10 protein-coding genes are annotated in these 12,387 nt (G+C 61.2%); 6 read left to right on the plus strand and 4 right to left on the minus strand.

Translation table 11 applies throughout. The features are described from left to right. Positions 1-3: 3 nt before the first annotated feature. The gene (gene cyoB, locus FBZ97_RS30185; protein WP_069610896.1) at positions 4-2,007 is read right to left on the minus strand and encodes a cytochrome o ubiquinol oxidase subunit I; all 2,004 of its coding nucleotides are present in this window, start codon (positions 2,005-2,007) and stop codon (positions 4-6) included. Positions 2,008-2,054: 47 nt separating this feature from the next. After that, positions 2,055-3,173 carry a ubiquinol oxidase subunit II gene (gene cyoA / locus FBZ97_RS30190; RefSeq protein WP_113395917.1) on the minus strand — a complete coding sequence of 373 codons (1,119 nt, stop codon included), beginning with the start codon at positions 3,171-3,173 and terminating at the stop codon, positions 2,055-2,057. Positions 3,174-3,565: 392 nt separating this feature from the next. Between cyoA and FBZ97_RS30195 the strand changes: the two genes are divergently transcribed. Next, positions 3,566-4,903 carry an MFS transporter gene (locus tag FBZ97_RS30195; protein ID WP_095433551.1) on the plus strand — a complete coding sequence of 446 codons (1,338 nt, stop codon included), beginning with the start codon at positions 3,566-3,568 and terminating at the stop codon, positions 4,901-4,903. A gap of 57 nt (positions 4,904-4,960) precedes the next feature. Here FBZ97_RS30195 and FBZ97_RS30200 read toward each other — a convergent pair whose 3' ends face one another. Further along, entirely contained in the window at positions 4,961-5,665 is a 705-nt protein-coding gene (locus FBZ97_RS30200; RefSeq protein ID WP_113395916.1) for an LrgB family protein, read from the minus strand. Beyond that, entirely contained in the window at positions 5,652-6,059 is a 408-nt protein-coding gene (locus tag FBZ97_RS30205; protein ID WP_113390784.1) for a CidA/LrgA family protein, read from the minus strand. Before FBZ97_RS30205 ends, FBZ97_RS30200 begins: the two co-directional genes overlap by 14 nt. Positions 6,060-6,157: 98 nt before the next feature. Between FBZ97_RS30205 and FBZ97_RS30210 the strand changes: the two genes are divergently transcribed. From FBZ97_RS30210 to FBZ97_RS30230, 5 genes are all read left to right on the plus strand, one after another. Beyond that, the gene (locus FBZ97_RS30210) at positions 6,158-7,042 is read left to right on the plus strand and encodes a LysR family transcriptional regulator (protein ID WP_173002579.1); all 885 of its coding nucleotides are present in this window, start codon (positions 6,158-6,160) and stop codon (positions 7,040-7,042) included. A gap of 119 nt (positions 7,043-7,161) precedes the next feature. After that, complete coding sequence (locus tag FBZ97_RS30215; protein WP_113333572.1) at positions 7,162-8,178, plus strand: iron ABC transporter substrate-binding protein; 1,017 nt, start codon at positions 7,162-7,164, stop codon at positions 8,176-8,178. A 217-nt stretch (positions 8,179-8,395) separates the two neighbouring features. Further along, a complete protein-coding gene (locus FBZ97_RS30220; RefSeq protein WP_233790154.1) occupies positions 8,396-9,943 on the plus strand; it encodes an iron ABC transporter permease in 1,548 nt (515 codons plus the stop codon). Further along, positions 9,940-11,001 carry an ABC transporter ATP-binding protein gene (locus tag FBZ97_RS30225; protein ID WP_113352067.1) on the plus strand — a complete coding sequence of 354 codons (1,062 nt, stop codon included), beginning with the start codon at positions 9,940-9,942 and terminating at the stop codon, positions 10,999-11,001. Before FBZ97_RS30220 ends, FBZ97_RS30225 begins: the two co-directional genes overlap by 4 nt. Before the next feature lie 185 nt (positions 11,002-11,186). Continuing rightward, complete coding sequence (locus tag FBZ97_RS30230) at positions 11,187-12,359, plus strand: M20 aminoacylase family protein (RefSeq protein WP_113352066.1); 1,173 nt, start codon at positions 11,187-11,189, stop codon at positions 12,357-12,359. Positions 12,360-12,387: the final 28 nt, after the last annotated feature.

Consider the following 12,387-nt stretch of genomic DNA (forward strand, 5'->3'; position numbering starts at 1 on the left):
GTCTTACACCTGTCCTGCGAGCTGTTTCGTACGCTCGTTCTCGGTCTTAACGACCTCGTCGGCGGGGATGTGGTAGTCGCGCTTGTAGTTGAAGGTATGGCCGATCGTGATGACGATCATCGCGACGAAGGTGATGGCGGCAAGCCACCACATGTACCAGATCATCCCGAATGCGAAGCCGATGGAGAGAACGCCGAGGATGATGCCCGTGCCGGTGTTCTTCGGCATGTGGATCGGAATGAAGCCTTCGGTCGGCCTGACATAGCCGCGGTTCTTCATGTCCCACCACGCGTCGTGATCGTAGACGATCGGCGTGAAGGCGAAGTTGTAGGCCGGCGGCGGCGACGAGGTGGACCATTCCAGCGTGCGGCCGCCCCAGGGATCGCCGGTATGATCGCGAAGCTCTTCGCGCTTCATGAAGCTGACGGCCAGCTGGATGAGGAAGCAGGCGATGCCGATGGCAATGAGACCGGCGCCGAAAGCGGCGATGATGAACCAGATCTGCAGCGACGGATCGTCGAACTGGCTGACACGGCGGGTGACGCCCATCAGGCCGAGGATATAGAGCGGCATGAAGGCGAACCAGAAGCCGATCTGCCAGAACCAGAAGCTCATCTTGCCCCAGAACGGATCCAGCTTGAAGCCGAAGGCCTTCGGGAACCAGTAGTTGACGCCCGCGAACATGCCGAAGAGCACGCCGCCGATGATCACATTATGGAAGTGGGCGATCAGGAACAGCGAGTTGTGCAGCACGAAGTCGGCCGGCGGAACGGCGAGCATGACGCCGGTCATGCCGCCGATGGTGAAGGTCACCATGAACCCGACGGTCCACAGCATCGGCGGCTCGTAGCGGATGCGGCCGTGATACATCGTGAACAGCCAGTTGAAGAGCTTCGCACCCGTCGGGATCGAGATGATCATCGTCGTGATGCCGAAGAAGGAGTTGACGCTGGCGCCCGAGCCCATCGTGAAGAAGTGGTGCAGCCAGACGAGGTAGGAGAGGATCATGATCACGCAGGTGGCGTAAACCATCGAGGCGTAGCCGAAGAGGCGCTTGCCGCAGAAGGTGGCGACGACTTCCGAGAAGACGCCGAAGGCCGGCAGGATCAGGATGTAGACTTCCGGGTGGCCCCAGATCCAGATGAGGTTGACATACATCATCGGATTGCCGCCGAGGTCGTTCGTGAAGAAGTTCGTGCCGGCGTAGCGGTCGAGGGTCAGCAGAGCGAGCGTGGCGGTCAGGATCGGGAAGGACGCAACGATCAGGATGTTGGTGCAGAGCGACGTCCAGGTGAAGACGGGCATTTTCATGAAGGTCATGCCCGGCGCGCGCATCTTGACGATGGTGGCGATCAGGTTGATGCCCGAAAGCGTCGTTCCGATACCCGCGACCTGCAGGCCCCAGATGTAATAATCGACGCCGACGTCGGGACTATAGGCGATGCCGGAAAGCGGCGGATAAGCCAGCCAGCCGGTTTTCGCGAATTCGCCGATGAAGAGCGAAATCATGATGACAATCGCGCCCGCCGTCGTCATCCAGAACGAGAAGTTGTTGAGGAACGGGAAGGAAACGTCGCGGGCGCCGATCTGCAGCGGCACCACGAGGTTCATCAGGCCGGTGACGAAGGGCATCGCCACGAAGAAGATCATGATGACGCCATGCGCCGTGAAGATCTGGTCGTAGTGATGCGGCGGCAGATAACCTTCGGATCCGTTGAAGGCGATCGCCTGCTGCAGGCGCATCAGCAGCGCGTCGGAGAAACCGCGCAGCAGCATGATCAGCGCCAGCACGACATACATGATGCCGATCTTCTTGTGGTCGATGCTGGTGAACCATTCCTTCCAGAGGTAGCCCCAGAGGCGGAAATAGGTCAGCAGGCCGAGGACGGCGATGCCGCCGATGGCGACGCCGATGAAGGTCACGACGAGGATCGGCTCGTGATACGGGATCGAGTCGAGCGTCAGCCGACCGAAGATGAATTTATAGAGGTCCGGGTTGGAAAACATGGATTGCCTCTGTCCCTTATGAATGTCTTGTTATTGAGCGCACCGGATCAATGACCCTGATGCTGCGCCGAACCGGTCGACGAATCGGAAGAAGAGCCGTTGCCCATATCCATGCCCTGCATGGAGTTGTCGCCATGCTGCATGGTGTGGCTGGCGCTGCCGTCGGCCTTGACCGGCGTAACTTCGGCCGAGGCACCGCCGCGATTGTCATAGATCAGGCGCTCGCGATTTTCGTGGCTTTCCTTGCCGCCGCCGCCCTTGGCGTCGATATGCATCATCTCGCTCATGCACATCTTGCTCGGATCGGCGCACATGTTGAGGATGGCGTTGTAGAGACCATCGTCGACGGCGTTGAAGTAGCGCACCGGCTCGCGTTCGCTGGGCTTGGCAAGCGCCAGGTACTCCTGGCGGCCGAGCGCCGTGCCCTGGCTCTTTGCCTTCTGGACCCACTGGTCGAAACCGGCCTGATCCAAACCGTGGAACTTGAAGCGCATGTTCGAGAAGCCGGCGCCGCTATAGTTGGCCGACAGGCCCTGGAATTCGCCGGGATGATTGATGACGGCGTGGAGCTTCGTCTCCATGCCCGGCATGGCGTAGATCTGGCCTGCCAGCGCCGGGATGAAGAAGGAGTTCATCACCGAGGAGGCTGTGATCTTGAAGTTGATCGGGCGGTCGACGGGAGCCGCCATCTCGTTGACGGTGGCGATGCCGTATTCCGGATAGAAGAAGAGCCATTTCCAGTCGAGCGCGACCACTTCCACCGTCAGCGGCTTGACGTCGGCGCTAAGCGGCTTGTCGGCGGCGATGCGATCGAGCGGGCGGTAGGGGTCGAGCTGATGGGTGCTGATCCAGGTCACCGCGCCGAGCGCGATGATGATGGCAAGCGGAGCGGACCAGATGACCAGCTCCAGACGTGTCGAATGATGCCACTCCGGCTCGTAGGTCGCCTCGTTGTTCGACTGGCGGTATCTCCAAGCGAAGAGCAGCGTCAGGAAGATCACCGGGATGATGATGATCAGCATCAGCACGACCGAGACGATGATGAGGTCTCGCTGCTGCATAGCGATATCGCCGGAGGGAGCCATCACCACCAGATTGCAACCTGAGAGCAGCAAAAACAAAGGGATGACGGATAAACGGCTGAAAATCTTCGATAGTCTTGGCACGTCTTAAAGCTCTTTTTGTTTCGACCCTACCGCGACTAAAGGACGGCGGTCATGAACGATATGAGGTGTTTCGTCGCACCGCAGCAAGCTTGAGTGCATTGCGGTATGGAATGCTGTCCCACGTATCGGGAAAACCCTCAGAAATCCAGAAGGTTTTCTATCAGGCAGTTCGCTTTTGCCGGCGCTAATATACCTGGATCGGAACAAATGGCCATCACCGGCGGTTTTTCTTCGTCCGGAACGCGGCGCCAAAGGCAGATAATGGCTCGACCGATTGCTAATTTGCGAATTATTTCATGCTGGATACTTGATATGTTCGCACGTTTGATCGACATTTTCATTACGCGCGAATTCGTGGAGGAATTCGTGCTCGGAGAGGGAGGCTCCCGCGCATGGTCAGCGTAACGCATGAATCACTGAACCCCACATCTTCAACTCTGGAGAGCGATGCCCGCAGCATGCATGCGGGGGGCTCGGTCGCACCCGGCAATATCGCCATCGGCGTGATCATTGGTCGCACGTCGGAATTCTTCGATTTCTTCGTCTATGCCATTGCATCCGTACTGGTCTTCCCGAAGCTCATCTTCCCCTTCGCCGACCCGCTGCATGGCACGATGCTTTCCTTCCTGGTCTTCGCGCTGGCCTTCATCGCCCGCCCGATCGGTTCGTTCATCTTCATGGCGATCGACCGGCGCTACGGGCGCGGGGTAAAACTCACGATCGCGCTGTTCCTGCTTGGCGGCTCGACGGCTGCGATGAGCTTCCTCCCCGGCTATTCGGAAGTCGGTGTCTACGCAATCATCCTGCTTGCCATTTTCCGCATCGGTCAGGGCCTTGCACTTGGTGGTGCATGGGACGGCTTGGCTTCGCTCCTGGCGCTTAACGCACCGACAAACCATCGTGGCTGGTATGCGATGATCCCTCAGCTCGGCGCCCCGATCGGTTTCATGCTGGCAAGCGCTCTGTTTGCCTATTTCGTCACGAGTCTCACGACGGCGGACTTCCTGGATTGGGGCTGGCGCTATCCCTTCTTCTGCGCCTTCGCCGTCAACGTCGTCGCGCTCTTTGCCCGTCTGCGCCTGGTCGCCACCGAGGAGTTCGGCACGCTCTTGGAGCGTCATGAGCTTGAGCCCGTGAAGATGACGGAGCTGCTGCGCGTGCATGGCCGCGATGTCCTGATCGGCGCCTTCGTGCCGCTGGCAAGCTTTGCGACCTTCCACCTCGTGACCGTCTTCCCGCTCGGCTGGGTGACGCTTTACAGCGAGCAGACTCCCGGTTCGTTCCTGCTGGTAGAGTTCCTCGGCGCGATCTGCGGCATTCTCGCCATCATCTGTTCCGGTATGCTCGCCGACCGGATTGGCCGCCGCAATCAGCTCGCCATCGGCGCGGTGCTGATCGCCTGCTTCGCCTTCGTGGCACCCTGGCTGCTCGATGGCGGCGCGACTGGCCGCCACATCTACGTGGTTCTCGGCTTCACGCTGCTCGGCCTCTCCTTCGGTCAGGCGGCGGGCGCCAGCGCTTCCCGCTTCAGCCAGAACTATCGTTACAGCGGCTCGGCCCTGGTGTCGGATCTCTCCTGGCTGATCGGTGCCGGCTTCGCGCCATTCGTGGCGCTTGCCCTCTCCAGCCAGTTCGGCCTCGTCTACACCAGCCTCTATCTGCTCTCCGGCGTCGTCTGCACGCTGGTCGCCATCTTCTTCAGCAAAACGCTAGAGACGCGCGACAACTAAGTCAGATTCGCGAAATGAAACAAGGCTGCGGCATGAAAGTGCCGCAGCCTTTTTCGTTCAGGCTGAATGCAGGAGCCACGCGATCAGCGGCGCCGCTAGCACGTTCGTCAATCCCACCAGCACCATGACGAGACCGGCGATCGATCCTTCCTCGCGGCCGATCTCATGCGCCTTGGCGACGCCGATGCCATGGGCCCCCATGCCGTAAAGCGCACCACGGGCCATGCCCGACGTCAGTGGCAGCAGCCGTAGCAGTGCCTGGCCGACCATGGCGCCGAACAGGCCGGTGATGACGACGAAGACGGCTGTCAGATTGGGGACGCCGCCGATATCGCCTGAAACCACCATGGCGAACGGCGTGCTGACCGAGCGTGGCATCAGGCTGAGCCGCAGGCTCTCGTCGAGGCCGAGAAGGCTTGCAAGCTCCCAGGCCGAAACCATGGCCGTGGCGCTGCCGACGATTACGCCGAACAGCAGGACCGGCCAATACCGCTTGATGAGGCCCCGCTGCTCGTAGATCGGCACTGCAAAAGCCACTGTCGCCGGTCCGAGCAGCGCGAGCAGCCAGCGGCTGTCATGCATATAATCCTGGTAATTTGCGTGCAGTGCCAGTGCGAGCACGATCAAGATAGCAGGTGCAGCCACCAGCGGTGACAGCCAGAGCGAAGGCCGATGCCGATAGAGCGTCTTGGAAAGATAATAAAGTCCGATCGTCGCCAACGGCCAGAACAGGCCGGCTGCGAGACTTTCAATGCTGGACATGGCTTGAGGCCCCCTGGCGCATCATCAGCCGGTAGCCGAAATCGATCGCTATCGCGGTGACACCCATGACGATGATGGTGCCGGCGAAGATCACCGTAAGCACTTTCAACCCGATGATGCCGATGAATTCGCCATGATCGAGCAAAGCCAGCACCGCCGGCACGAAGAACAAGAGCATTTCGGCGAGAAACCACTCCGCGCCACGCTTCATGCTCGCCAGCTTCACTTTACCGCTCGTAAACAGTACCAGCACCAGCAGCATGCCGGCGATGGCGCCGGGTATTGGCAGATGTGCCAGGCGCACAATGGCTTCGCCCGCTTGCCAGAAGGCAAGCAGCAGCAGGATCTGAGCGAGGCAGCTCAATTTCGGATGATTCTTTGGATTGATACGCATGGAAGGCTCGGGAAACTCTCTTGACCTGACAATAGGCGCTTCCTCTCCATGAAGAAAATGAATTGATTTCATAAAATCAAGTCCTGTAAGGAATACTTATGGAGCTTCGGACACTGAAAGCCTTCGTCGAAGTGGTGCGCCAGGGCGGCTTTTCGGAAGCCGCTAAGATGGTGTTCACCACGCAATCGGCCGTCAGCAAAGCCGTGCGCCAGCTGGAGGACGAGCTTGGCCTGCCGCTGCTCAACCGCATTGGCCATCGCGTGACCCTGACCGATGCTGGTGAGGTGGTCTATCGTCGGGCAATTGCGATCCTTGCCGGGCGCGACGATCTGCTGGCTGAATTGTCGGAGCTTCGTGGGCTCGCGCGCGGCGCCCTGCGGCTTGGCTTGCCGCCGATCGGCAATGATGCCCTCTTCGCTCCGGTGTTCGCCGTCTTCCGCAATCGTTATCCGGGCATAGAGATCAGACTGGTGGAGCAGGGCGCCAAGCGGCTCGAGGAAATGGTACTGGCCGATGAGGTCGATCTCGGCGCCTCGCTGTTGCCGATGCCCGATGTCTTCGAGTGGCAGACCGTGCGCTGCGAGCCGATGCATGTCCTCCTACCGTCGGCGCATCCTCTCGCCGGGCAGCAAACGGTGCCGCTGGCGGCACTCAAGGACAATCCCTTTCTCCTCTTCGAAACCGGCTTCGCGCTGAACGGCATCATTCTCGACGCCTGCCGCGCGGCTGGCTTTGCGCCTGACATTGCCGCGCGCTCGAGCCAGATCAATTTCATTGTCGAACTGGTCGCTGCGGGCCTCGGTGTAGGTTTCCTGCCGCGGCTGATCGCCGAACAGCGCCAGCGTTCGGGCATCGCCCATGCGCTTGTCGTCGAACCGGGCATGGAGTGGAACATGGCCTGGATCTGGCGGCGCGGCGGATATCTGTCACATGCCGGTCGCGCCTGGCTCGACCTCGCTGCTGAGATAGCGGCGAAATCTTGACTCTATTCTCAAACTTTTGTGATAAGCGGGAACGACCGTAAACTTGAAATAAACGGTCAGGAAAAATATAGGCTATTCCATTGCCGCTGCAGGCGGTGGTTTCCAAGCGAGAGGACTTAATGACTTTTTCCTTTTCACATCTCACCAGTGCGCTGGCGCTCGCCGCGGGCCTTGCGGTTGCTCCGATGATGGCGAATGCCGCCGATTCCGAAGGCATCGTCGTCTACAACGCTCAACATGAAGCGCTGACGCAGGCCTGGGCGGATGGCTTCACCAAGGAAACCGGCATCAAGGTCACGATCCGCAACGGTAGCGATATGCAGTTTGCCAACCAGATCGTCCAGGAAGGTGCTGCCTCTCCCGCTGACGTCTATCTGACGGAAAATTCCCCTGGCATGACGCTGGTCGATGCCAACAAGCTCTTCGCTCCCGTCGATGCCGCCACGCTCGCCCAGGTGCCGGAAACCTTCAAGGCTGCCGATGGCAACTGGGTCGGTGTCGCCGCGCGTTCCACCGTTTTCGCCTATGACAAGACCAAGCTGAAGGAAGCCGATCTGCCGAAATCTCTACTCGATCTCGCAGATCCCAAGTGGAAGGGCCGCTGGGGCGCTTCGCCGGCCGGCGCCGATTTCCAGGCGATCGTCAGCGCGCTGCTGGAACTGAAGGGCGAAGACGCGACCCGTGCCTGGCTGAAGGCGATGAAGGAAAATGCGAGCTTCTACAAGGGCAACAGTGTCGCGATGAAGGCTGTCAATGCGGGCGAGATCGAAGGCGCTGTCATCTATCACTATTACTGGTTCGGCGATCAGGCCAAGACCGGCGAAAACAGCAAGAATGTCTCGCTGCACTATTTCAAGAACCAGGATCCGGGTGCATTCGTCAGCATCTCCGGCGGCGGCGTCCTGGCATCCAGCCAGCATCAGAAGGAAGCGCAGGCTTTCCTGAAGTGGATCACCGGCAAGGGCGGTCAGGCCGTTCTGCGCGATGGCGATTCCTATGAATATGCCGTCGGCAACGGCGAAGCTTCCAATCCGAAGCTGGTGCCGATTCCCGACCTGCAGGCTCCAAAGATCGAGCCTTCGAAGCTGAATAGCAAGAAGGTCACCGATCTGATGACGGAAGCTGGTCTCATCTAAGGCGAAAGCCCGTCCCGCAGCGCCTTTCGCGCGCGTTCGGCCGGGCTTTGCTCTTGCATCGCAGTCGCATGCCCTGCTAGGGGCATGGGATGGCCTTTAAGGCCGACCGATCGGGCAATCGCCGTCAACGGCGGTTGCCTTCCTATTTCAGGGCGTGAAAGGCAGCTCGGATTTGCTGCAGAAAAACACATATGCCGGCGAGCCTGCCGCCATGCGAATGCCCCCGTTGACGGCTGCCCCCCGCAGCCGCGTCCGGCATGCCTCCGTTGTCGCCCTTGCTTCCGTCGTCGCGCTTTTGAGCCTCGTGCCCCTCGGCTTCATCGTCTGGATCACGATCGACACTGGCTGGGCCGAAGTCATAGCGCTCATCTTCCGCAATCGCGTCGGCGAGCTGCTCGTCAATACCGTCCTGCTCGAAGTCTGCACCATCCCTCTTTCCATCCTGCTGGCGGTCACGCTCGCCTGGCTGACGGAGCGCACCGATATTCCGGGCGCGCGCCTCTGGTCCTGGCTTGCGGCGGCACCGCTTGCCGTGCCCGCTTTCGTGCACAGCTATGCCTGGGTCAGCCTCGTGCCGAGCATGCGCGGGCTCTGGAGTGGCGTGCTGGTCTCGGTGCTCGCCTATTTTCCCTTCCTCTACCTGCCGGTCGCGGCCGCCCTGCGCCGGCTCGATCCGGCGATCGAGGACGCCGCCGCCTCGCTCGGCCTCGGCCCCTGGCGCGTTTTCTTCCGCGCAATCCTGCCGCAGCTTCGCCTCGCCATCTGCGGCGGCTCGCTGCTGATCGGCCTGCATCTCCTGGCGGAATACGGCCTCTACGTGATGATCCGCTTCGATACCTTCTCGACGGCGATCGTCGACCAGTTTCAGTCCGCCTATAACAGCCCAGCGGCAAACATGCTCGGCGGCGTGCTGGTCTTCTGCTGCCTGCTGCTGCTCGGCATCGAGGTGCTGGTGCGTGGCAACGAGCGCTATGCCCGTATCGGCTCGGGTGCCGCCCGCCCCGCCGATCGCCGTCGGCTCGGCTGGTTCGTCGTTCCCGCGGTCGCGCTGCCCATCGTCACGGCTGCGCTGACCCTCGGCATTCCCTTCGTCACCTTGGCGCGCTGGCTTTATCTTGGCGGTGCCGACGTCTGGCGGATCGATACGGTCGGCTCGGCCTTGCTGCAGACCATTCTTCTCGCGATCGCCGGAGGCCTTCTTGCCACCATTGCAGCAGCCCCCATGGCATGGCTGTCGGTGCGTGCGCCCGGCCGGCTGCAGCGCATTCTCGAAGCATGCCACTATTATGTCGGCTCGCTGCCCGGCGTCGTCGTCGCCCTGGCCCTGGTGTCGATCACCGTCCGGCTGATCCTGCCGCTCTACCAGACCTTTGCGACGCTGCTGCTCGCCTATGTGCTTCTGTTCCTGCCGCGTGCCATGGTCGGCCTGCGCGCCAGCATCGCCCAGGCGCCCGTCGAGCTTGAGCGTGCAGCCATGGCGCTCGGCCGCACGCCAGCGCAGGCGGTGCGGCAGATCACCATGCGGCTTGCCGCGCCCGGCTTTGCCGCGAGCGTCGCGTTGGTCGCGCTTGGCATCACCAACGAGCTGACGGCGACGCTGATGCTCTCTCCCAACGGTACGGAAACGCTGGCGACGAAATTCTGGTCGCTGACCAGCGAGATCGATTATGTTTCCGCAGCACCCTACGCCTTCATGATGGTCGTCCTGTCGCTGCCGCTCACCCTTCTCCTTTACGTGCAATCCAAGCGAACGGCCGGACAATGACCTTTCTGGCAATCAAGAACATCAGCAAACGCTACGGCCCCGTGCATGCGCTCGATAATATCGATCTCACGGTGGCTGCTGGCAGCCGCACCGCGATCGTCGGCCCGTCCGGTTCGGGCAAGACGACGCTGCTGCGGATCATCGCCGGCTTCGAGGTTCCCGATGCGGGCCAAGTGGTGCTGCAGGGCGAGACCCTGGCCGATGGCGAAGCCATCGTGCCGGCGCACCGCCGTGGCATCGGCATCGTCTCGCAGGACGGTGCCCTGTTCCCGCATCTGAGCGTATCGGAGAATATCGGTTTCGGCATGGAGCGCGGCGCGCGCGACCGCGATCAGCGCATCAATGCTCTCATCGATATGGTCGAACTCGACCGCGGCATGCTCGATCGCCGCCCGCATCAGCTCTCCGGCGGCCAGCAGCAGCGCGTCGCGCTTGCCCGTGCGCTCGGCCGCAAGCCGCGATTGATGCTGCTCGACGAGCCTTTTTCCGCTCTCGATACCGGCTTGCGCGAAAACATGCGCAAGGCCGTCGCCCGTGTCCTGCAGATCGCCGGCATCACCGCGGTCCTGGTGACGCATGATCAGGCGGAGGCGCTGTCCTTTGCCGATCAGGTTGCTGTCCTGCGCGAGGGCAGGCTCATACAGGCCGGCACGCCGCAGGCGCTCTATCTCAGCCCCAGGGATCGCGAGACTGCGCTCTTTCTCGGCGATGCCATCGTACTTTCGGCTGATCTCGACAAAGGGTCTGCCAAATGCGTCCTCGGGCAGATTGCGGTCGATGCCGATAATCGCCAGGGACGCACCGACATCATGTTGCGGCCCGAGCAATTGCGCCTCGAGGCCATTGATGAGGCCGGAGCGGGAGCTGCCTGCATCGGCAAGGTCACGGAGATCGAATTCGGCGGTGCCGTCTGCGCCGTTACGGTTGTACTCTCCAATGCCAACGGCTCCGAGACCTTGAATATCAAGAGCTCCGGCGTCGGCCTGCCCGAGGTCGGCAGCATGGTTTCAGTGAGCGTCATCGGAAAGGCACATGTCTTCAACAAGCTCACGGCCTGAGCGTCATTTGGGTTGAAGCAGGCGATGCTTTCGGGAAGATAAAGCATGTCGCGCAAAAGTGTGCAGCGGTTTTGCGACAACGACCTGCGTCAAATCAAGATCCTAAAGCGCAAGAAGCGAATCTGAAAGATCTCGGTGCGCTTTAGGCACGCCATCATCATGCGCCATGCCGAAGGAACCTTACCATGTCTTTTCCCGACGAGATCGAGCCGGATCTTCCTTTCCTCACCTCGCTTCGCCGCAATCTTCATGCCCATCCCGAACTCGGCTTCGAGGAGGAGCGCACCAGCGGCATCGTCGCCACTTTGCTGGAAGAGGCAGGGCTGACGGTGCATCGCGGCCTCGGCAAGACCGGTGTCGTCGGCACGCTGCAGGTCGGCAATGGCACGCGTCGCATCGGCCTTCGCGCCGATATGGATGCACTCGCCATGCCGGAAAAGGCCAATCGCCCGTATAAATCCACCATTCCGGGCAAGATGCATGCCTGCGGGCATGATGGCCATACAACCATGCTGCTCGGTGCCGCTCGTCATCTGGCGGCCACGCGCAGCTTTTCCGGCACGGTGCATTTCATCTTCCAGCCCGCCGAAGAAGGTCGAGGTGGTGCCAAGCGCATGGTGGACGAAGGCCTTTTCGATCTCTTTCCCTGCGATGCCGTTTACGGGTTGCACAATATGCCCGGTCTCGCGGTCGACGAGATGGCCGTTGTCGAAGGGCCGCAGCTTGCCTCGTCGGACAGCTGGCGCATCACCTTCCGCGGTACCGGAACCCACGGCGCCAAGCCGCATCTCGGCAAGGACCCGATCACGGCGGCAGCAACCTTCATTTCCGCGCTGCAAACCATCGTCGGCCGCGTCGTCGATCCGCTGCAGCCAGCCGTCGTCAGCGCTTGCTCGCTACAGGCGGGCGATCCCAAGGCGCTGAATGTGATACCAGATACGGTCGAGATCGGCGGCACGGCGCGCGCCTATACGCCTGAGGTCCGCGATCAGCTGGAAGAGGAGATCGGTCGTCTGGCGCATGGGACTGCAGCCATGTTCAACATTGCCGTCGACTATCAATTCGAGCGCCGCATCCCGCCCGTCGTCAACGATGCCGATGCCACGGCGCGGGCGCTGCAAGCTGCGACGACTGTTTTCGGCGAGAATGTGCTGACCCGCTTTCCGCCATCGACAGCCGGCGACGATTTCGCCTTTTTCGGCCAGAACGCCCCCGGCTGCTATGTCTGGCTCGGCAATGGCCCCGCCGTTGACGGTGCCCTGCATCACAATACCGCCTATGATTTCAACGACGAGGCGATCGCCTCCGGCGTGGCCTTCTGGACGACACTGGTCGAGCAGGAATTGAGAGAGCAGTGAGACGATTCTCAACGTGCCTCACTGCAGT

It is taken from the genome of Rhizobium sp. ERR 942 (assembly GCF_007828395.1).
Lineage (GTDB): Bacteria > Pseudomonadota > Alphaproteobacteria > Rhizobiales > Rhizobiaceae > Rhizobium > Rhizobium dioscoreae.

What these genes read in the sequence shown, in the direction of transcription:
- FBZ97_RS30200 (WP_113395916.1), bottom strand. Translation starts at nt 5,665, where the DNA reads ATGTCCAGCATTGAAAGTCTCGCAGCCGGCCTGTTCTGGCCGTTGGCG.
- FBZ97_RS30210 (WP_173002579.1), top strand. Translation starts at nt 6,158, where the DNA reads ATGGAGCTTCGGACACTGAAAGCCTTCGTCGAAGTGGTGCGCCAGGGC.
- FBZ97_RS30225 (WP_113352067.1), top strand. Translation starts at nt 9,940, where the DNA reads ATGACCTTTCTGGCAATCAAGAACATCAGCAAACGCTACGGCCCCGTG.
- FBZ97_RS30230 (WP_113352066.1), top strand. Translation starts at nt 11,187, where the DNA reads ATGTCTTTTCCCGACGAGATCGAGCCGGATCTTCCTTTCCTCACCTCG.
- FBZ97_RS30205 (WP_113390784.1), bottom strand. Translation starts at nt 6,059, where the DNA reads ATGCGTATCAATCCAAAGAATCATCCGAAATTGAGCTGCCTCGCTCAG.
- FBZ97_RS30215 (WP_113333572.1), top strand. Translation starts at nt 7,162, where the DNA reads ATGACTTTTTCCTTTTCACATCTCACCAGTGCGCTGGCGCTCGCCGCG.
- FBZ97_RS30220 (WP_233790154.1), top strand. Translation starts at nt 8,396, where the DNA reads ATGCCCCCGTTGACGGCTGCCCCCCGCAGCCGCGTCCGGCATGCCTCC.
- cyoB (WP_069610896.1), bottom strand. Translation starts at nt 2,007, where the DNA reads ATGTTTTCCAACCCGGACCTCTATAAATTCATCTTCGGTCGGCTGACG.
- FBZ97_RS30195 (WP_095433551.1), top strand. Translation starts at nt 3,566, where the DNA reads ATGGTCAGCGTAACGCATGAATCACTGAACCCCACATCTTCAACTCTG.